The organism is Streptomyces sp. NRRL S-1022, assembly GCF_000720135.1.
Classification (GTDB): Bacteria; Actinomycetota; Actinomycetes; order Streptomycetales; family Streptomycetaceae; genus Streptomyces.
This window is the reverse complement of the sequence record NZ_JOIU01000009.1, coordinates 86,402-106,340: the sequence shown is the minus strand read 5'-3', so window position 1 is coordinate 106,340 and position 19,939 is coordinate 86,402. Positions and strand designations below refer to the sequence as shown.

Annotated in this window: 20 protein-coding genes, 1 tRNA gene and 1 pseudogene; 16 read left to right on the top strand and 6 right to left on the bottom strand. The window is 70.4% G+C overall.

What is annotated here, in order from left to right; genetic code table 11:
• Positions 1-71: 71 nt before the first annotated feature.
• On the top strand, positions 72-482 hold the full coding sequence (locus IG05_RS49940; RefSeq protein WP_051789779.1) for a hypothetical protein: 411 nt from the start codon (positions 72-74) through the stop codon (positions 480-482).
• 4 nt (positions 483-486) lie between these two features.
• On the opposite strand, the gene IG05_RS0113620 is transcribed toward IG05_RS49940, so the two are convergent.
• Both IG05_RS0113620 and IG05_RS0113615 read right to left on the bottom strand, forming a co-directional pair.
• Positions 487-915 carry a hypothetical protein gene (locus IG05_RS0113620; RefSeq protein WP_030342357.1) on the bottom strand — a complete coding sequence of 143 codons (429 nt, stop codon included), beginning with the start codon at positions 913-915 and terminating at the stop codon, positions 487-489.
• Between the two features lie 261 nt (positions 916-1,176).
• The gene (locus IG05_RS0113615) at positions 1,177-1,449 is read right to left on the bottom strand and encodes a hypothetical protein (RefSeq protein ID WP_030342355.1); all 273 of its coding nucleotides are present in this window, start codon (positions 1,447-1,449) and stop codon (positions 1,177-1,179) included.
• A 194-nt stretch (positions 1,450-1,643) separates the two neighbouring features.
• On the opposite strand from IG05_RS0113615, the gene IG05_RS0113610 reads away from it, so the two are divergent.
• The 11 genes from IG05_RS0113610 (at position 1,644) to IG05_RS0113560 (ending at position 11,784) form a co-directional block, all read left to right on the top strand.
• Positions 1,644-2,180, top strand: coding sequence for a hypothetical protein (locus IG05_RS0113610; protein ID WP_158838872.1), 537 nt, complete (start codon positions 1,644-1,646; stop codon positions 2,178-2,180).
• A gap of 15 nt (positions 2,181-2,195) precedes the next feature.
• Complete coding sequence (locus IG05_RS0113605) at positions 2,196-3,254, top strand: hypothetical protein (protein ID WP_030342351.1); 1,059 nt, start codon at positions 2,196-2,198, stop codon at positions 3,252-3,254.
• A 75-nt stretch (positions 3,255-3,329) separates the two neighbouring features.
• Positions 3,330-4,166, top strand: coding sequence for a hypothetical protein (locus IG05_RS0113600; RefSeq protein ID WP_030342350.1), 837 nt, complete (start codon positions 3,330-3,332; stop codon positions 4,164-4,166).
• A complete protein-coding gene (locus IG05_RS0113595) occupies positions 4,153-6,564 on the top strand; it encodes a hypothetical protein (RefSeq protein ID WP_030342348.1) in 2,412 nt (803 codons plus the stop codon). The genes IG05_RS0113600 and IG05_RS0113595 overlap by 14 nt, the downstream gene beginning before the upstream one ends.
• Positions 6,557-6,808, top strand: a complete 252-nt coding sequence (locus IG05_RS0113590) for a hypothetical protein (protein WP_030342347.1) — start codon at positions 6,557-6,559, stop codon at positions 6,806-6,808. The genes IG05_RS0113595 and IG05_RS0113590 overlap by 8 nt, the downstream gene beginning before the upstream one ends.
• Complete coding sequence (locus IG05_RS43655) at positions 6,805-7,461, top strand: hypothetical protein (protein ID WP_030342345.1); 657 nt, start codon at positions 6,805-6,807, stop codon at positions 7,459-7,461. The genes IG05_RS0113590 and IG05_RS43655 overlap by 4 nt, the downstream gene beginning before the upstream one ends.
• A 107-nt stretch (positions 7,462-7,568) precedes the next feature.
• On the top strand, positions 7,569-8,414 hold the full coding sequence (locus IG05_RS0113580; RefSeq protein WP_030342344.1) for a peptidoglycan-binding protein: 846 nt from the start codon (positions 7,569-7,571) through the stop codon (positions 8,412-8,414).
• A gap of 75 nt (positions 8,415-8,489) precedes the next feature.
• Complete coding sequence (locus IG05_RS0113575) at positions 8,490-8,711, top strand: hypothetical protein (protein WP_030342342.1); 222 nt, start codon at positions 8,490-8,492, stop codon at positions 8,709-8,711.
• Positions 8,708-8,962, top strand: coding sequence for a hypothetical protein (locus tag IG05_RS0113570; RefSeq protein WP_030342341.1), 255 nt, complete (start codon positions 8,708-8,710; stop codon positions 8,960-8,962). The genes IG05_RS0113575 and IG05_RS0113570 overlap by 4 nt, the downstream gene beginning before the upstream one ends.
• Positions 8,963-9,200: 238 nt before the next feature.
• A complete protein-coding gene (locus tag IG05_RS0113565; RefSeq protein WP_030342340.1) occupies positions 9,201-10,682 on the top strand; it encodes an FG-GAP and VCBS repeat-containing protein in 1,482 nt (493 codons plus the stop codon).
• 55 nt (positions 10,683-10,737) lie between these two features.
• Positions 10,738-11,784 (top strand): Yip1 family protein, encoded by a 1,047-nt coding sequence (locus tag IG05_RS0113560; RefSeq protein WP_107051345.1) that lies wholly within the window; start codon positions 10,738-10,740, stop codon positions 11,782-11,784.
• A gap of 67 nt (positions 11,785-11,851) precedes the next feature.
• Here IG05_RS0113560 and IG05_RS0113555 read toward each other — a convergent pair whose 3' ends face one another.
• The 3 genes from IG05_RS0113555 to IG05_RS48340 all read right to left on the bottom strand — a co-directional run bounded on the left by IG05_RS0113555 (position 11,852) and on the right by IG05_RS48340 (position 13,202).
• Entirely contained in the window at positions 11,852-12,355 is a 504-nt protein-coding gene (locus tag IG05_RS0113555) for a phosphoribosyltransferase (protein ID WP_030342337.1), read from the bottom strand.
• Between the two features lie 13 nt (positions 12,356-12,368).
• On the bottom strand, positions 12,369-12,944 hold the full coding sequence (gene dcd / locus IG05_RS0113550) for a dCTP deaminase (protein WP_014673940.1): 576 nt from the start codon (positions 12,942-12,944) through the stop codon (positions 12,369-12,371).
• Between the two features lie 99 nt (positions 12,945-13,043).
• Positions 13,044-13,202 carry a hypothetical protein gene (locus IG05_RS48340; RefSeq protein ID WP_199808310.1) on the bottom strand — a complete coding sequence of 53 codons (159 nt, stop codon included), beginning with the start codon at positions 13,200-13,202 and terminating at the stop codon, positions 13,044-13,046.
• A 270-nt stretch (positions 13,203-13,472) separates the two neighbouring features.
• Between IG05_RS48340 and IG05_RS0113540 the strand changes: the two genes are divergently transcribed.
• Together IG05_RS0113540 and IG05_RS0113535 are read left to right on the top strand one after the other, a co-directional pair.
• A tRNA-Gly gene (locus tag IG05_RS0113540) sits at positions 13,473-13,543 on the top strand.
• An 861-nt stretch (positions 13,544-14,404) separates the two neighbouring features.
• On the top strand, positions 14,405-16,087 hold the full coding sequence (locus tag IG05_RS0113535) for an RICIN domain-containing protein (RefSeq protein ID WP_030342335.1): 1,683 nt from the start codon (positions 14,405-14,407) through the stop codon (positions 16,085-16,087).
• Positions 16,088-16,389: 302 nt separating this feature from the next.
• Here IG05_RS0113535 and IG05_RS0113530 read toward each other — a convergent pair whose 3' ends face one another.
• Positions 16,390-18,837 carry a non-reducing end alpha-L-arabinofuranosidase family hydrolase gene (locus IG05_RS0113530; protein ID WP_234335850.1) on the bottom strand — a complete coding sequence of 816 codons (2,448 nt, stop codon included), beginning with the start codon at positions 18,835-18,837 and terminating at the stop codon, positions 16,390-16,392.
• 153 nt (positions 18,838-18,990) lie between these two features.
• On the opposite strand from IG05_RS0113530, the pseudogene IG05_RS42120 reads away from it, so the two are divergent.
• A pseudogene (locus IG05_RS42120) lies at positions 18,991-19,155 on the top strand (VapC toxin family PIN domain ribonuclease); the annotation flags it as partial.
• Between the two features lie 187 nt (positions 19,156-19,342).
• On the top strand, positions 19,343-19,747 hold the full coding sequence (locus tag IG05_RS0113520; protein WP_030342331.1) for a nuclear transport factor 2 family protein: 405 nt from the start codon (positions 19,343-19,345) through the stop codon (positions 19,745-19,747).
• The last annotated feature ends 192 nt before the right edge of the window (positions 19,748-19,939 follow it).

Below are 19,939 nucleotides of genomic sequence, written 5' to 3'. Positions count from 1 at the left end.
TCGGGTATTCTCGATGGGTAATCGCTCATGTGTTCGATCACGGGGAGAGCGGTGCGGAGGGATGGGGCCGAGTGACGAAGAACGAGGGCGCGGGGCCGGGCGGGATCGACTACGTCGAGGCAACGGGCGAGCTGCGGCGCACGCTGGCCGAACGCCTGCGGGGGCGCCCCCTCCCTCCCGACCTGGTGGTCACCACGCGGTCGGAGATCGAACGGCGGGAGTTCCGGGCGTACGGGCAGGGCTGGCGCGACCGGGGCGAACACGAGGCGCGGCGGGCCGAGGGAACGGATCCGGCGGCCCGGACGGCGGACGGCGCGAAGGTCCTGCCGTTCCCGCAGACGCCCCCGGGCGCACCGGCGCCGCAGCCGCCGGACCCGCAGCCGCCCGTGCCGCAGCCGCCGGCGTCGCGGTCGCCCGGCCCGCACGCGCATCCGTCGGGCCCGCCGACGGCGCGTCCGCACCCCTCGGACGACCTGTCCTGAGTGCTCAGTGATCGAAGAAGTCCCGGCGGTCCTTCCGCCGGGACCTTCCGCGTTCCACCTTCGGTATGGTCGGCGCCTTCGACCGGGGGCTCTTCTGTGCGAACCGGGGACGCGGCGGGGCGGTGACCGCACCGCCGTCGACCGGTCCGTCGCCGCATGCGCCCTCCCCCTCCTCCGGCACGTCCTGCCGCTCCGGGAAGGGAATGATCTCTCCGCCTTCCAGCAAGGTCAGTTCGGGCCGGCGCAGCTGCGCGGGCAGGGAGGCGAGGGCATCTTTCCAGCCATGGGCGTACGCGGCGAACTCCCTCCGCTCGACCTCGGCTTCGGTGAACACGGCGTCCCCCTCGTCGCCGAACTCCTTGACCAGTCGCCGCAGTACCGCCAGGATCTCGGCCAGCTCGGCCTCCTGGCGGCGGTTTCCGCTCGCGTCCACCCCAGGTCGCCCTCACGCTCGACCGCACCACGAAGGCCGGCCCCGCCCCCTCGCCGCCCCCGGCCGGGAACGGCACGCCCACCTGCCTGACCGGGCGGATGGACATTACCTGATGCGCCGTCAACGAGCAGTTGCACACAACACACCGCGACCGGGAACCGATCCGCGACGCGACGAACACCGGCACAGCGCCGTGCTCGACACCGCCCTGCGCATCTACCGCAGGGCGCTGATCACCTCACCTCGCCGTCGCGGTCGTCATCACCATGTAGCGAACGTGATGACGATCGCCAGCACGCAGAAGAGGAGGAGCAGGCTGGAGCCGATGGTGAGCAGGAGCGCGACGCGGCCGGTCCCGACCTCGTCGGGCATCAGGACGTTGCTCAGGTCCTTCGGGTCGTAGACCACCTCGACCGTGCCACCGACCGAGACCGGAGGCCACTTGAACGGACCCACCGCGACCCGCTTGGAACCTCCCTCGACGGAGAACTGCACCAGCAGCTCGGTCCGGCCGTTCTCGTTCCGGGTCCCCACACATCTCGCCCGCGTCCGAATCCCGCGCGTCCGCAAGGCGCGCCCCCGCCAGTAGATCCCCCACGCGAAGAAGAGTACAAATCCCGCAATAACGGCAACAGGAATCGCCGGCCCGCCCATATCGCCCCCTCCGACATCAACAATCCGCCCCCCTCAATATCAGTTGCCACATCTGCAGTCAAGGAGGCGTGATCATGGCTCAGCACTCGATCGACGAAGTGCACAGTCAGGTCGTGGACATCAAGAAACAACTGGAGTCGGGAGGCGGCATAGCCTCCCGGGAATACATCGACAAGAAGTTCAAGGACGTCAAAATCGACAAGGAGGGGAAGAAGAAGGAAGAGGAGAAGAAGGACGAACCCTCACAGCTGGAGCAGTGGGCGAAGACCATCGGCTTCGGCCTCGATGAAGTTGTCAAAACTGTTCAGGATTTCAAGGTCAGTCAAGTGGCGTCCTGGTCCACTCTCGGAGCGGTGGTGGCAGGATTCCTGATCACTAATTTCTTCGACAAGGACGCGTTTATCACTGCCGTTCTCAAGAAGCGCGGCTATGAAAGGGATGAGCGGGGAATCCCGCGCAAGCGTGCACGAAACCAGGACGCACTCGAGGTCCCCATCACGACGATCGACATCGAACGCGTGAGGAACCTGCAGAAAGAGTCCATTGCGTTGTCCAAGTCCCTGATCCAACTCACCAAAGACGTCCGTACGGCCGCGCGCCAGATCGCCTGACCCGAAGGAGTAACCATGTCACTGGCACAGAGCGCGATCAGTGCCTCCGGATCGCTCGCGAGGTTCCGTACCTCGATCACCCAGACCGTGTCCGTGGTGGGGCGACTCCAGACCGCCGCCGCCACCGGTGGCTCCTCGCTGGACAAGCTGCGTGGGAACTCGGACCGGCTCAACACCTCCGCCGGGAAGCTCAAGTCCGCGCTGGGCCAGACCCACACGGGCCTCGACAAGATGAAGACCGCGGCGGGCGGAGCCGACGGCGGGCTCGGCAAGGCGCGTACCGGGACCGACAAGCTCAAGTCGTCCTTCGACAAGCTGAAGGCCGCCGCCAAGGGGGCCCACGGTGAGCTGAAGGGGGTCAAGCAGCAGTCGGACGCCGTCGAGAAGTCCGTCGGCAAGGCCGCGAAGAACGCCGACCGGGGCGGGAAGTCCATGGGCGGCCTCGGCAAGGGGCTCAAGGGCGCCTCGCTGGCGCAGAAGGGGCTGAACCTGGCGATGGCCGCCAACCCCTTCGGCCTGGTGATGACGCTGCTGACCCCGCTCATCGCGCAGTTCATCAACATGGACAAGATCACCAAGCTGCTGCAGAAGGGCGTCTCGTACGCCATGAAGGCCATCGGCTCCGCCGTGGGCGGCCTGGTGCACAACGCCGGCCCCCTGCTGCGCGGCCTCGGCAACGCGATGCTCGCCCCGATGACCGGCCTCGCCAACGCCCTGAACGGCCTGCTCGGCGCGCTCGCCGGGATCCACATCAGCATCCCGGACTGGGTGCCGAAGTTCGGCGGCCGCTCCTTCGGCTTCCCCCGCCTGCACGTGCCGGTCCCGCACCTGGCCACCGGCGGTGTCGTCCAGGCCCGCCCCGGCGGCACGCTCGCCCTGCTCGGCGAGGCCGGCGAGAACGAGGCCGTCATCCCGCTGTCCAAGCTGGAGCGGATGCTCGGGCACGGCGGCGGTCTGCGCACCCTCGCCGCCGCGGTGGAGCGGCTGGCCGACCGGCCCGTCGTCGTCCGGGTCGACTCGCAGGAGATCGCCCGCGCCGTGTTCCTCGGGCAGCGGCAGCTGTCCCGGCGGTAGCACCGCCCCGCAGAAGTACGCCTCCGGTCGACGGCTCACGCCCGTCGGCCTTTTTTCATGCCTTCAGGAGTCCTCATGGGAAACCTCTGGATCGGCCCGCCCGGCGCCATGACGGAGATCGACCAGGCCGCCAAGTCCTTCGACCGCAGCGCCGACCTCGGCGTCACCGAGTTCAAGTCGCTCGGCGGCCGGGTCACCGTCACCCGCAACCAGTCCCCCGTCCGCCGGCTGAAGCTGGCCTGGGACCTGCTCGCCCCGGCGCACGCGCGCACCCTGGACCGCATCGCCCGCCGCGTCGACGGCCCCGGCCCGGTGTACGTCGTCGACCCCGCCGCCGGCAACGTGCTCGGCGCGTCCCAGGCCGCCGGCACCGGCGTCCCCGGCGCGACGGACATCACCGGCCTCGCACAGTGGTTCAAGACCTCCACGACCGGCACGGTCGCCGAGAGCACCACCGCGCCCGGCACCTTCGTCTTCACCGCCGCCGACGCCAACAGCGCCGTTGGCTGGCGCCACACCAGCACCTTCGGCAACTTCCCCGTCTCCCCGGGTCTCCAGGTGTCCTTCCGGGCACCGGCCGCCCTGGCCGCGCTCGGCACGCTGAGCGTGGGCATCGACTTCAAGAAGGCCGACGGGAGCTGGCTCGCCTCCGCGACGGCCACCGGTCCCTACGTCACCGGCGCCGTCCCGGCGGGCGCCGTGTACGCCACCCCCACCGCCAAGCCGGGCGCCGCCGGCACCTACGCGCTCGCCGGTGCCTGCTTCACGTACGGCGGTACGGCGGAGGCCGGTGTCCCCGGCGACGGCCTGCCGCCGATGTCGGTCACCGGCTACAGCGACACCCCGGGCCGCCCGCTGCCCTACCGCAGCATCGGCCTCGACCTCGTGGAGGTGTCCGGTGCAGCGGGCTGACGACACCACCGCCGCCGCCCTGTCCGCCGGCGAGCGGACCACCCGGCACCGCACCCGGCTCGGCGGCAAGGACGTCTCCGCGCAGGTGCAGTCCTGGCAGCTGGAGCGGTCGTACGCCACCGACCTGCCGGCCGCGATGCGCGCCTTCTCCGGCTCCTCCGCCGCCCAGTTGCAGCTGCAGCTGTCCGGCGCGGGCGGGCGGACGGCCCCGGAGCTGTACTCGCCGTGGGCCGACCGGGCCACCGGCGACGTCGTGCGGCCCGGACAGTCCGTGGTCCACGAGGGCGGGGTCGGTGGCGCCACACTGCCCGCGTTCCGCGGCACGGTCCGCTCCCGTTCCGCCGCCTCCGGCGGTGACGCCGTCCAGATCACCGCGCTCGACGGGGCGGAGCGGCTGCGCGGCCCGGCCTGGCTGCCGAAGCCGTACGCCGGTTTCTACTGGAACCGCCCCGTCTCCTCGGCCACCTGGTGCGTGTCCGAACTGCTGCGTCAGGGCGGCCTGTACGCCTGCCCGCCGCCCCGTTACCCGGACTTCGCCGACGGCAAGCCGCTGACCCTGGTGTACGCCTCCCTGCACGGCGGGTTCAGCACCCCCTACGGCCAGCCGGAGGTCCTGCCCGACCCGGAGACGTACACCTTCAGCCGGGTGGGGGCCCCGCACGAGATGGCGCTGGTGCCCAAGCAGTCGCAATTGAAGGCGACCTGGTTCCCGCGCAGCCGGGTCACCGTCCCCGGCAGCAAGCTGTTCGCCGAGGTGTGGGTCGACAACTCCGTCCGCTACGACAGTGACAGCGGCGACGACGGGATCGGCAACGGCGACAAGGTCGTCCTCCAGCTGGACCTGAACCGCAACGGCTCGGACGTCGGCTTCCTGAAGCTCATCGTGAACTTCGCCGAGCGCTGGGTGCGCATCGTCTCCAACGACCTCGACTCCGTCTGGTACTTCCAGTGGACCTGGCCCGCGCTCAACCAGCGGGGCGCCTGGCACCTCGGCTTCTGGGTCGACACCGCGAACGGCACCACCAGCGTCCATCCGACCGTGCAGCCCCGGCTCACCGCGCCGGACGGCTCCCAGCTCCTCGGCGGCGAGGCGACCTTCTCCAACGCGGAAGCCCTGCAGTACGCCTCCGAGCTGTACCAGGTGTCCCTCTTCACCGACCTGCCCGCCGAGTGCCTGCAGGTCACCAGCGGGCTGCCGGCGATGCCGACGACAGCGGAGTTCGCGCACACCGGCACCTGGGCGTGGACGAAGAGCGTCGAACTGGACGACGTGGTCCTGCCGTTGTACGCGCTGCCCCGGGTCAGCGGCTCCCAGTGGGAGGTGCTCTCGCAGATCGCCAAGGCCAGCATGTCCACGGCCGAGATCGACGAGCGGGGCGTGTTCCGGTGGCGCAACCACACCCGGTTCGCCACCCGGCCCACCACCCCCGACCTCACCCTCACCAGCACCCGGGAGATCGCCTCGCTGACCGCCACCGAGGAGATCGACGCCTGCCGCAACTACTGCGTGCAGCCGTACCGGGACTGGCGGGGCGCCGGGTACGACACGGGCGTGCGGACCCAGGACAGCGTGGTCCGCGCCCTGCCGGCCCGCTCGACGACCACGGTCAAGTACCTGTTGTCGAACGACGAGTACGACATCAGTCCGCCCACCACCGACGACGACTCCGGCATCACCGGCGGCAGCAACGTCCGCTTCGGCACGGCGCCGACGGGCGGCACCGCCGTCAAGGGCATGGTGGACATGCTCATCCGCCGGGAGGACGGATACCTGGTCGTCCGGTACACCAACCGCGACACCCGGACGCTCTACACCGTCACCACCGACGGAAAGCCGTCCCTCGTCCTGGTCACGCTCAAGCCGAAGTCCGACGCCGTCGACCGGGTGGCGGTCGCCATGCTGGACGACCCGGCGAACGACCCGAACGGCGTCGCGAGCGAGAAGTACTACGGCCGGCAGGAGTACACCGCCGACAGCACCGACTGGATGCAGGACGCCGCCTCCGCCGCGGCCCTGGCGAAGGCGATGCGCAACGCGGGCGTGCTGCCCGTACCGGTCATCGGTGACGTCGACGTGCTGTACGACCCGCGCATCCAGCTCGGGGACGTCGTCCGCGTCGTCGACGGCACCGGTGCCGCCCTCGACACCCTCGCCTGGGTCGTCGGCATCCGCACCGCGGCCACCGCCGACGGCGGCGTCCAGCAGACCCTGACCCTGCGCGGGGTCGACCCGGGCGCCCTGCCGGCCGACTCCGGGCTGACCCCGGACGCGCCGAGCAGCCCGGCGCCGGTGCCCTCGGTGACGTACGCGGCGGTCACCGCCGCCTACCCGAAGCTGTCCGATCTCACCGCGTCCGGTCTGACCTGGGCCGCGGTCAAGGAGGGAGCACGTGTCTGAGACCACCGTGGACCAGGTGCCGCCCGCCTTGGACGACACCCCCGGCGACCCGGTCGTGATCCTGACGCCCGTCGAGGTCACCGTCACGCAGCTGCCGCCCGAGGAGCCGCCCGCGCCACCGGAGACCGACGAGGGCGCCGTGCTCGCCGAAGCGGAGCCGGGCCCCGCCCCGTCCGTACCCGCCCCACCGCCGGACGGGGACCCGTCCGACCCCGACCTCAGTGAGGAGCCGAGCCCCGTATGACCGCCTACACCCCGCTCAGCGGCATCCCCTACCCCCAGCCCACCGACCCGGCGAACCTGCCCCAGCACCTGCAGAGCCTCGCCGAGACCCTCGACGCCCGCACGATCCTGCGCTACGCGACCGCCGCCGCCCGCGACGCGGCCGTCACCACCCCGGCCGCCGGCATGGTCGCCTGGCTGTCCAGCCCCGGCCAGCTGACGTACTACACCGGCACGGCCTGGCTGCCGGTGGCGGCGACGCCGGTGTTCCTCTACAACAACGACGCCGGTACGACCACCTCGACCACCCCGGCCGAGACCCTCTCGGGCGCGACCGGCGACCCGCTGGTGGGCGCGTTCACCGCCCCGCCCAGCGGCAAGGTGATCATCACGGTGGGCGCCTGGATCAACTGCTCCATGGCCGCGTCCGGCTTCATGGGCGCGACCGTGAAGAAGCTCTCGGACAACTCGGTGTTCCTGGCGTCCTCCATCGACCGCGCCTGCTCGGTCTTCAACACCGACCGCGTCTCCGCGTCGAGCCAGTTCGTGGTCACCGGTCTCACCCCGGGCACGGCGTACTCGGCCACCCCGACGTACTGGTCCTCCGTGCCCTCCTCGGGCACCAACACGGTCGGCTACGACAACCGGTTCATCCGCGTCGACCCCGTCCTCTGACCCGCCGTACCGAACACCCGCCGTACCGAACACCCCGGAGCCCCGGTGTGCCGTGCCCGTCACGGCCGCCGGGGCTCCGGCGTTCCCGCCCCACGAGAGGAACCCCCATGGCGACACCCCTGTCCGCCTCCGCCTTCCGCGCCGCGCTGCGCGCCGAGGGCGTCCGGACCGCCGAGCACGGCACCTGGTCCACCCACAACCGCAACGCCATCGGCGCCTGGGGCCCGATGGCGGGCGTCATGCTGCACCACACGGTCGGCGCGGGCAGCGTCGACATCTGCCGTACCGGCCGCCCCGATCTGCCGGGCCCGCTGTGCATCGCGGTCATCGCCAAGGACGGCACGGCCCACCTGGTCGGCTACGGCCGCACCAACCACGCCGGCCGCGGCTCCCAGGCCGTCTACGACGCCGTCCGCACCGGCACGGCCCTCCCGGCCCGGCCGGGCCCGGACGCGGTCGACGGCAACGCCCACTTCTACGGCTTCGAGATCGAGAACTGGGGCAACGGACGCGACCCCTACCCCGAGGCCCAGCTGCTGGCCGTGGAGAGGATCGCGGCGGCGATCTGCCGGGCGCACGGCTGGGGCGCAGACCGCGTGATCGGCCACAAGGAGTGGACGACCCGCAAGATCGACCCCAGCTTCTCCATGCCGTCGATGCGCACCCGGATCGCCGGGCGGCTCGGCACGGGCACCGGCCCGGACCCGTACGAGCCGTTCCCGGGCCCGGCGTTCTTCACGGCCGGCCGGCACAGCGCGGTGATCACCGCGATGGGCCGGCGCCTGGTGGCGGAGGGCTGCGGCCGCTACGACCGCGGACCGGGCCCCGACTGGACGGAGGCGGACCGCCGCTCCTACGCGGCCTGGCAGCGCAAGCTCGGCTACACCGGCGCCGACGCCGACGGCGTCCCCGGCCGCACGAGCTGGACGAAGCTGCGCGTCCCGCGGGTGTGAGGGCCGACGACACCCATGTGCGAGACCGACGAGAACCGAGAACCTACGAGAACCGACGAGAACGGAGCCGGCGACATGACGGACTCGACCCGCAGGACCGTCCGTACGGCGGTCCAGACCCTGCTGGCGGTCGCGGCGGCCCTCCCCCTGCTGGCCGACGACCCCCGGCTGGCCGACCTGCCCGCGTTCGGCGCGCTGGTGACCGTGGCGGCGGCGGTCAGCCGGCTGATGTCGGCGCCCGCCGTGGAGAAGGCCCTGCCGCGGTGGCTGCGCAAGGGGGAGGAGGACGCACCGTGACGGGCCACCCGGGCGAGGGGGTCGCCCTGGAGCTGGAGCGGCTGCGCCGCTCGGTGGACGTCGGCTTCGCCACCACCCGCGGTGACCTGGCCCTCCTCCTGCAGCGCGCCGACCAGACCGACAAGACCCTCGGCGACCACGAGGACCGCCTCGACGCCCTGGAGCGCACCCGCTGGCCCCTGCCGTCGCTGGCCGCGGTCGTCTCCTGCACGGCCCTGGCGGTGACCCTGTGGGAGGCGGCCGGCAGATGACCCGGCCGGGGGCTCCCCGCCCGCCCGTCCGGGCGGCGGAGCCCCGCCCCGCGGCACACCGGCGACCGCGCACGGCACGGCACGGCAGCCCCGGGAACCCGTCGAACGCGCGTACAACCCTTGCCCGCCCCCGCGGGTCTCCTGATCGCCGGCCGCGCCGCCGTACAGGCGAGCGGCCCGCCCCCATCGTCTGCGGACGCCCCGCCCGGGGCGTCCCCCGCATGCAGCAGGAGACCGCATGCACGCGTACTCCCGACTCGCCCTCGCGACGGCCGCGGCCGCCGCTGTGACGGGCGGTCTGCTCACCTTCGCCGCCACGCCGGCCACCGCCGCCGACTCATCCCGGGTCGCCAGGGCCGACTTCAACGGCGACGGCATCGGCGACATCGCCACCTCGGCCGCCACCGCCTACGTCGGCGGCCACAAGGACGCCGGCCAGGTCGTCGTCCTGTACGGCACCTCCACCGGCGTCTCCGCCGCCAGGCGCACCACCCTCAGCCAGAACTCCGCCGGCGTCCCCGGCACCGCCGAGACCGGCGACCAGTTCGGCTACGACCTGGCGTACGCCGACTTCAACCACGACGGCTTCGACGACCTCGCCGTCGGCACCCCGCACGAGAAGGTCGGCACCGACACCAACGGCGGGGCCGTCACCCTCCTGTGGGGCTCCGGAAGCGGTCTGACCGGCAAAGGCGTGGAGATCCCCGACCCGGCCGCCGGCTCCCACGACTACTGGGGCCTGAACCTGGCCGCCGGCGACTTCGACGGCGACGGCAAGGCCGACCTGGTCGTCGGCAGCTCCGCCGCCACCCTCTACCTCTACAAGGGCGGCTTCACCGGCACCGGCACCCCGGGCAGCCGCACCACCGTCAAGCCGCCCATCGAGCCGGGCACCAACGACTACCCGTACGGGCCGATGAACCTCACCGCCGGCGACGTCAACGGCGACGGCCGCACCGACCTCGTCGTCGACGGCTACGAGACGAAGACCTCGTCCCACTGGAACACCAACTACTGGCTGCCCGGCACCGCGAACGGCCTGAGCACCGCCTCCGCCAAGGCCCTCAAGTCCGGCATCGTCACCGGCATCGGCGACATCAACCACGACGGCTTCGGCGACATCGTCACCGGCGCCTCCTGGGACAACAGGACCAGCGACGGCCACACCGTCCCCGACTCCGCCAAGGGCGGCCGCATCAGCGTCACCTACGGGTCCGCCGCCGGCCCCGCCGGCGTCAAGCTCATCAACCAGGACACCGGCAACGTGCCCGGCAGCTCCGAGACGGGCGACGGCTTCGGCTGGGACCTCGACCTCGGCGACGTCAACGGCGACGGCTGCCAGGACATCGTCGTCAGCTCCCCCAACGAGGACATCGGCGGCGTCACCAACACCGGCCAGGTCACCGTCCTGTACGGCTCCCGCACCGGTGTGAACACCACCTCCGGCGCCCAGGCCTTCGCCCAGTCCACCGCGGGCGTCCCGGGCGGCGACGAGAAGAACGACCTCTTCGGCGCCGACGTCAAGCTCGACGACGTCACCGGCGACGGGAAGGCCGACCTGGTGATCGGCTCGTACGAGAACGGCGGCGACGGCGCGATCACCTACCTGCCGTCCGACGGCAGGAAGATCACCACGTCCGGCTCGCGCGCCTTCGGCGTGGACACCGTGGGCGTCTCCGCCTCGGGCAGCCCGCAGCTCGGGGCGGTCTTCGCGGACTGAGCACGGGGGCATCCCGGAGGAACCCCGAGGACGGCCGCTGACGGCCCCTTAGGGGATGTCACAGGTCGGCAGCAAAGCCGGGCCCGGACCACCGGGCCCGGCGCATCGGCCGCCAGGACCAGGTACGTTCGATGACGTGGCTGGATTCAGGATCGGACGCGGGGGCCGGGACAACCGCACCCCCCAGGGACAACAGGCGCAGCACGGACCGTCGCACGGGCGCGGGCACGGCCCGGCTCAGCCCGGAGGACCGTCGTACGGTCAGCCGCCGTACGGCCGGCCGGGCCCCGCGGGCGCCCCGGGCGCCTCGTACGGCTACCCGTCGGCGCCGCAGCCGCCGTACCCGCAGCAGGGACGGTCGTACGGGCACCCCGGGCCCGGCGACGACGGACCGGAGTACTTCGGCGACGGCGGCCACCCGGGCCCCGGGCCCGGCACGCACGACCCGTACGCGGCCAACAACCCGGGCCACACCCAGGCCTTCTCCATCGACGAGGCCGCCGGCTACACCCAGGGCTCGACCTACCACGCCGGCGCCGCCGCGCCCGCCGCGCCGCTCGGGCCGCCCCTGCACTGGAAGGAACTGCTCAAGGGGATCGTCCTGTCCCCGAACGACACCTTCCTGCGCATGCGGGACTACACGATGTGGGCGCCCGCCGTCATCGTGACCTTCCTCTACGGCCTGCTCGCGGTCTTCGGCTTCGACGGCGCCCGCGAGGACGCGATCAACGCGACCCTGTCCAACGCGGTGCCGATCGTGCTGATCACGGCCGTCGTGATGGTGCTCGGCCTGTTCGTGCTGGGCGTCGTCACCCACACCCTGGCCCGCCAGCTCGGCGGTGACGGCGCCTGGCAGCCCACGGTGGGCCTGTCCATGCTGATCACGGCCCTCACGGACGCGCCCCGCCTGGTCGTCGCCATGTTCTTCGGCGGCGACGCCGGCTTCGTCCAGCTCCTCGGCTGGGCCACCTGGATCGGCGCGGGCGCCCTGCTGACCCTCATGGTCTCCCGCTCCCACGACCTGCCCTGGCCGAAGGCCCTGGGCGCGTCGGCGATCCAGCTGATCGCCCTGCTGTCGATCGTGAAGCTCGGCACGTTCTGATCCCCCGCCGTACAGGAAGGGCCCCCGGCACGGCAGCCGGGGGCCCTTCCTGTACGACCGTCGCCTCTCAGGCGTCGAGCACCTGCCCCGCCCGCTTCACCACCGGAGGCTCGACACTCCACGGGAAGTTGATCCAGTCGTCGGTGCGCTTCCAGACGTACTCGCACTTCACGAGCGAGTGGGGCTTCTCGTAGACCACCGCGGAGCGCACCTCGGCGACGGTGTCGAGGCAGAAGTCGCGCACCAGCTTGAGCGTCTTGCCGGTGTCGGCGACGTCGTCGGTGATCAGCACCTTCTTGTCGGAGAAGTCGATCACGTTGGGGACGGGCGCGAGCATGACCGGCATTTCGAGGGTCGTCCCCACACCGGTGTAGAACTCCACGTTTACGAGGTGGATGTTCTTGCAGTCCAGGGCGTAGGCGAGGCCGCCCGCGACGAAGACCCCGCCCCGGGCGATGCTCAGCACGATGTCCGGCTCGTACCCGTCGTCGGCGATGGTCTGCGCCAGCTCGCGGATGGCGGTCCCGAACCGCTCGTAGGTCAGGTTCTCCCGCACGTCTGCGCTGCTCATGCTGTCGTCGCCCTCACACCTGGGTCCGATGGAAATTGAGGTAGGACCGCGAGGCGGTCGGTCCGCGCTGCCCCTGGTACCGGGAGCCGTAGCGCTCGCTGCCGTACGGCGACTCGGCGGGCGAGGTCAGCCGGAACATGCACAGCTGCCCGATCTTCATCCCCGGCCACAGCTTGATCGGGAGCGTGGCCAGGTTGGACAGCTCCAGGGTGACGTGCCCGCTGAACCCGGGGTCGATGAACCCCGCGGTGGAGTGCGTGACCAGCCCCAGCCGCCCGAGCGAGCTCTTCCCCTCCAGCCGGGAGGCGAGATCGTCGGGCAGCGTGATCACCTCGTACGTGGAGGCGAGCACGAACTCCCCGGGGTGCAGGATGAACGGCTCGTCGCCCTCGGGCTCGACGAGCCGGGTGAGGTCGGCCTGCTCGACGGAGGGGTCGATGTGCGGGTACCGGTGGTTCTCGAACACCCGGAAGTACCGGTCCAGCCGTACGTCGATGCTCGACGGCTGCACCATGGTTTCGTCGTAGGGATCGATCCGTACCCGCCCGGCGTCGATCTCGGCCCGGATGTCCTTGTCAGAGAGAAGCACGTAGCGAGGATACGCAAGGCGCGCGGAGCCGTCGCAATCGCGACAACCCCGCGCGCCCGCTGTCACGGCCCGACTACGGGCGGTGGACCTGCTCCCTGGTCACCGCTTCTCCAGGACGACAGGCACGGCATTGCGGAGCCGGGCGCAGCGCGGGCACCGGACCAGCCGGCCGGGGCCGAGCCGCTCGGCCTGCTGCATCGGGAACGACGTGGTGCTGAAGACGTGCCCGTCCGCGCATCGGACGACGGTGCGTTCCATCAAGTCCCTCAAGTCCCTTCCCCAGGAGCCGCGTCCGGCGTTGCTGCCCGGACGACAAAAGCCACATTACGGGATCAAAGAGACGAGCTTCCACGCGGCACTCCGGCCCTCCCCGAGGCCTCCACGGTACGCCCCAACTCCGGCCGACCGCAGCCGGATCCCACCCCTGAAACCGGCTCAGACCCCCGGGATCCGAACACCGGGGGCCTGCGATGATGTAGAGTGAGCACCGCTCGGACACCGGCCCCTCGGGCCAGCGTCCGGACTTACGCGGGTGTAGTTTAATGGTAGAACATCAGCTTCCCAAGCTGAGAGCGCGAGTTCGATTCTCGTCACCCGCTCTTGCGACAAACCCCAGGCCAGCGGCCTGGGGTTTGCTTGTTGTCTAGTCCGATTTGAGGGCCGAGCTGCCCCCCATGAGACCTTCGGGGCCCGCCTCGTCCCAAATGGCGAGACAGGCTCAGGTGAACTGGATCATCAGCCGAGTTCAGGTACATGCCGTACCCCTCGCACAGGATGCCCAGGGCGAGGGTGCCGGAGATGCCGGCGGTCGCGGGTGGGGTCCAGGTTGGTGGGCTTCTCGTTGGGCGGCCAGGTGGTCCGCAAGCGCATCGGACCCGATCTCGCTCAGGCCCACAGGCTGCCGGATCGGCGAGCCCCTGCCAGCGTGGGTCATCCACAGGGGTGTGGAAGGGCAGCACGGGAATGCCGTGGGCGTCGAAGGGGCTGGCGTCGAGGTAACGCGGACCACCGGTGCCGCACAGACAGTGGGTACTACCGGTGGCTGGCGCAAGGTCGGCGAGGCGCTCGGAGCGGCCTTGCCGGGTCGGGATCGCGCTGCCGTCCCGCACCTTTCCCGACCAGCCATCAGGCGTTCGCCACCGCCGGCGTCAGGCGTGCCGCGCTCCGCAGCGAACGGGAAGCGGTCAAGGCGAAAAGATCTGTGGATCTTCGCGGCAACCTTTTCGGCCTCTCGGACCACTCAGCGTTGTCCGGCCAAGTGGTCCGGTCAGATGCAACAGCTGAAAGAGAGCACAGGCATGTCCCTGGAACGAGAGCACAGACATGTCCCCGGTCCACCCGCGTCATCGGCGGCGTCCCGCGGCGGCGGCCACCGTGCCGACGGCGGCGCGCGGGGTGGTCGCCCGAAGCACCGTGGCCGTCGGTTGCTCGCGCATCGGGGTCTCTGGGCGGGTCTCACCATGGTGGTCGTGGCCGGCTCGGCTGTCGTGGTCAGCCAGGCTTCGGCGGAGCAGAAAACCCTGGATCTGAAGAAGTGGTACGTGCTGGTCAACCGCAACAGCGGCAAGGTGCTGGACGACCGCGCCTTCGCCACGAACGACGGCGCGGCGGTGGTGCAGTGGGCGCGCCACGGCGGGGCCAACCAGCAGTGGCAGTTCATCGACGCGGGTGACGGGTACTACCGGCTGCAGAACCGGACCTCCGGCAAGGTGCTGGACGACCTCGGCTGGTCGAAGACCGCCGGCTCCGCCATCGTTCAGTGGAAAGACCTGAACGCCAAGAACCAGCAGTTCAAACTGGCCAAGTCGCCGAACGGCTACGTGCGTTTGGTCAATCGCTTCAGTGGCATGGCTGTCGGTGTCCGCAACGCCGCCAAGGCCGACGGGGGCAACGTCGTCCAGAACCGCGACCGGGGCGGTGCCGATCAGCAATGGAAGCTCGTCCCGGCCGGGAGTGTCGGCGGCGCCGGTACGCCCACCGCGCCGGGCGGCAGCGTTCCCGCAAGCCAGACTCCGAGCGACACGCGACCGTCGCCGTCGTCGCCCCCGGCCGGTGGTGGCAGCTCGACGAAACGCTTCATGGGCAGTGACAAGGTGCTCATCGGCGGCTCGATGTCCGACGCCTCGGCGACCGCCGCGCCGTTCGACATGCGCTACGCCTACGTACACAGCCGGCCCGCGCCCTCGTCGGACTACTACACGGCAGCGCGCTGCCAGGACGCGTGGTCGAGTTGGTGGGGCTGCTGGAACGGCAGCACCACGGCGCCCGGCACTTACGTGACCTGGCGGGACGACGTGGCGGCCCACGCGACGTACAAGGGCAGCCCGCGTCCACAGAAGATGCTCTGGACCTGGTACTCGTTGCGCGACCTCGGGGATGCGGCAGGCCAGGGCGACGGTCCGGGCGAGGTCAAGGCCATCAACCGGCTTGACCTGCTCACCCGGTACCTGAACGACTACCGTTTCTTCCTCCAGAAGATCGGCAAGTCGCACGACGCGATCGACCTTGAGCCCGACTTCTGGGGCTACGTCCGGTCGCTCGGCAATCCGCACCAGGTTCCCGCACAGGTCTCGGGCGCGAATCCGACGGATTGCGGATCGCAGGAGAACAGCGCCGCCGGACTCGCCCAGTGCCTCATCTCGATGGCGCACAAGTATGCGCCGAACACCGCCGTGGGGATGCACCTTTCTTGCTTCGACTGGGAGACCAGCACACAGGCTTGCGTCAAGGACTACGCGAGCCTCGGGGCGCAGAACGCCGACTTCCTGGCCAGCGATGTGTCGGACCGCGACGCAGGCTGGTACGCACAGCCGACCCACGGCGGCAGTGACCACTTCTGGACCGACCAGAAGGCCGCCGCCGCGCTGCGGTTCTACAAGACGATGGCCGAGTCCGTGGACAAGCCGGTGGTCCTGTGGCAGATCCCCGTGGGCAACATGGCGCAGAACAACACCCGCAACCATTACAAGGACGACAAGGTGGACTGGTTCTTCGCACACATGAACCAGGTCGCGAACGCCCATGTCGCCGGCCTGTTCTTCGGTCCAGGGCAGGAGGAACAGACCACGGTCGAGTCCGACGGCGGGAACCTGATCAACAAGACGATCGCCTATCACAACTCGGGCGGTACAGCACTCAAGTAGGTGAAGCCGACGAATGCGCCCCCATCTCCCTGGATGGGGGCGCATTTCGTCATCTTCGTCTTCGAGGGAAGCCGGGTTCGACCGCGAGGCCGGGACAGTGCGGCCGTTCCGGTCGAGGAATGCGCCGATGTGGCGGAAGGTGAATGCGGCCCGGCACGCCGGCGCCCACACCGCGCAGGACCAGGAGCCCACCCGTCAGCCCGACAAAGCTGCGCCGAGCCTCCGTCTGGCCCCCAAACGATCGGAGCCCCAGCCGATGCACGGCCGGGGCTCCTCGCGGTGGTGAGTGTCGATCAGGCGGGTCAGCGCTTCAGGGTGAGGATGCCGGGCCGGTACGGCAGGTTGTCGTAGGAGGTGTTCGGCGGTGTGTTGGGGGACTTGCCCTGGTAGAGGAACTGCAGGTTGCAGGGGTCGATGGTCATGGTCTGGTCGGGGTTGTTGCGGACCAGGTCGCCGTGGCTGATGTCGTTGGTCCAGGTGGCGCCGCTGTTGGCCTTGCCCGCGAAGGGGTTGGACTCGGTGGCGGCCTGCGGGGTCCACGGACCGTTCAGGCTGGTGGCGGTGAAGGAGCGGAAGTAGCGCTGCTCGCTCGCACCGCGAGCCTCGACGATCATGAGGTACTGGTTCTGGCCCTGGACCTTGTAGACCTGCGGTGCCTCGAACAGGTTCTTCACCGAGTCGCTCATGACGGTCGTGTACGACGAGCCGAAGCTGCCGGGGAAGTTGCCGATCGGCATGGTCGACTTGTAGATCTTGCCGTTGTCACCGGCGAAGAACAGGTACATGTTCTTGTCGTCGGCGATCAGGGTCTGGTCGATCGGGCCGGTGGCGGAGTCGGTGCGGGGGATGCTGCCGGTGAACAGCGGCTGCGGCGCGGACCAGCCGTTGGGGTTGGCGGGGTCGCTGGAGGTGCGGTAGCTGAAGGGCCCCGGACCCCACTGGTACGCCAGCACCCAGATCTTCTTGGGCGCGAAGTAGAACAGCGTGGGCGCCACCGCCTTCTCGCTCATGCCGGTCTGGCGGGCCGACGCCATGTCCGACCAGTTCGTGAAGGGGCTGAACGCCATCGAGCCGTAGGCCGAACCCGAGTAGTCCGACCCGTAGACCAGGTGCTTGCCGTTGTAGGTCACGGCGGTGAAGTCCTTCAGCGAGGCCCACCCGTTCGCCGGCTGCGCCAGCGCGTCCGTCGAGGTCCACCGGTATGTCGGCGGAAGAGCACACGTGTCGCTCTTCGGCGCCGCGGTCGGCTGGAAGTTCCAGCGCTGGTTGGCGCCGCCGCCGTTGGTGTCCCAGATCTGGACGGGAGTGCCGTTGGCGGTCCGACCGCCGGGGATCTCCAGCGCCCGGCCGCTGGCGACGTTGGTCAGCGTGTAGGAGCCGTCGCTGTTCCGGTTGGCCTTCCAGTGCTGGTGGGCGCCACCATTGGCGTCCCAGACCGTCATCCTCGTCCCGTTGGCCGTCTGGTTGGCCGGCTCGTCCAGTACCCGGCCGCTGGCGATATTGGTCAGGGTGTAGGAGCCGTCGCTGTTCCGGTTGGCCCGCCACTGCTGGTTGGAGGCGCCGCCGGCGTCCCACACCTGGAGCGGGGTGCCGTTGTCGTTCTGTCCCGCGGGCTCGTCGAGAACGCGTCCGGCGGCCGCGTTGGAGAGCGTGTAGACGGTGCCGGAGGTGATGCCCCCGGCCTGTGTGCCGCCGCTGCCGGTGCTGCCCAGGGCGGTGAGCACGGCGTTGTAGGCGGGCTTCTTGTTGCCGCCCGCGTCGAACAGCAGGGCGTTCTCACCGGTGCGCCAGGAGTCGCTGTCGCGGATGCCCCACACCGTGATGCCCGTGCAGCGAGCGACGTTCATGCACGCCTGTACGGCGTTGGTGTACGCGGTGGCGGACGCCTGGGCGATGTCGAGCTCGGTGATCTGCACGTCCACGCCGAGCGCGGCGAAGTTGGACAGGGTGGTCTGGAAGCTGGCCGGCGGGCCGCTGCTTCCGAAGTGGCTCTGGAAGCCGACGCAGTCGATGGGCACACCGCGGGACTTGAAGTCCTTGACCATCTTGTAGACGCCCTGTGTCTTGGCGTCGGACCAGTTCTCGATGTTGTAGTCGTTGTAGCAGAGCTTGGCGGAGGGGTCGGCGTCCCGGGCGGTGCGGAAGGCCTCCTCGATGAAGCCGTTGCCCAGTACGTCCTGGAACACGGAGCTGCGGTGCCGGCCGCTGCCGCCGTCGGCGAAGGCCTCGTTGACCACGTCCCAGGCGTAGATCTTGCCCTTGTAGTGGGTCATCTCCTGGGTGATGTGGTTCTTCATCACCGTGCGCAGGGTGCTGGCGTCGGTGATGGACCTGACCCAGCCGGGCAGTTGGGAGTGCCAGACCAGGGTGTGGCCGCGCAGGCGCTGGCCGTGCGCGGAGGCGTGGCTGACGATCGAGTCGGCGGCGGAGAAGGTGAACGACCCCCGGGAGGGTTCGACGGCGTCCCACTTCATCTCGTTCTCCGGGGTGATCATCTTGAATTCCCGGTCGAGAACGGCGGAGTACGTGGAGTCGCCGAGCCTGCCCGCGGCCACTGCCGTGCCGAAGTAGCGTCCGCTGCCGGCCGCCGCGTCGGCGGCCGTGGCCGGTGTGGCGGCCTCCGGCGTGCGTGCGGCCAGCGCGACCAGCGGTACGGCGGCACCCGCGGCGGCGAGGACCACGGCGGCGGCGAGCACGCGGCGGGTGGCCGGACGGCGACGATGAGAGCGGTTGTGATCTGACAACGACATGTCCTTCTGGCACAGCGGGCCTTGATCCGGCCTCGGTCACCCGCCAGTTGCCGCCACGCACACAAAGGTTGCCGCGACCGAGGGAAGAATCCTCTCGGCCGCCGTCACCATCCCCAACCCAGCGCCACGGCGACCTGCTGGCCATCATGGAGTACCCAGCGCGGAAAGCACCGCAGCGCCGGAGCCGTCGACCTCGTGGTAGCCGCCACGGCCGAGTTGCAGGGGCTCACTCTGCTGCACCGCGACCGGGACTTCGAGTGCATCGCCGCCGTCACCGGCCAGGCGCTCCAGTGGTACGGACCCGAGGCCGGCAAATGAACCAACTGCAAGCGTCGGCCGTTCCGCGAAAGCCACGACCGTCGACCTTTTGCGGCGTCGAACGGGCCTCACTCAAGCTCTGGGCACGCGCGAAGGCGTTCCCCGACTGGACGTCCGACCAAGCCTGGCCCCGGGCTGGTTGTGGCCCGGAGTGTCTAGGCTGTCACCGCTACGGAAGGGCGGTGCCATGGATGCCGACTCCCGGACCAGGGCAGCGATCGAGGAGCACTGGCGGGCTTCTGAACGCGGGGACACCGAAGCCGAGCACGCCATCTACGCCACGGACGCCGTCCTGGACTACCCGCAGTCAGGTGAGCGGTTCCGCGGCCGAGCGACGATCTCCGCGCAACGCGGCGGCCACCCGGCCGACCGACACTTCACCGTCCAGCGGATCACCGGCCATGCGAACCTATGGGTGAGCGAATGCCTCATCACCTACGACGGTGTGCCTTCGCACTCGGTGAGCATCATGGAATTCGCTGACCAGCACGTGGTGCACGAGACGCAGTACTTCGCCGGCCCCTTCGGCGCCCCGGCCTGGCGGGCCGCGCTCGCGGAGCCGATGCCGGGCCGGACCATCGCCGGAGCCTGAACTCGGCGCGGGTCGGGCGGCGACCGCCACCGCGGGGCGAGGTCGCCCGGGGGATGTGACCTTTGTCGCGGTACGGGTGTCCCAGACGCGTTCGCCGTTGTGCCAACCGCTGACGACGGTGGCAGCGGCACATGTCCCGTCGAGGGAGGTCACAGGGCTGTGGGCGGAAGTGCACGGCAGGAAGGCCGCGCC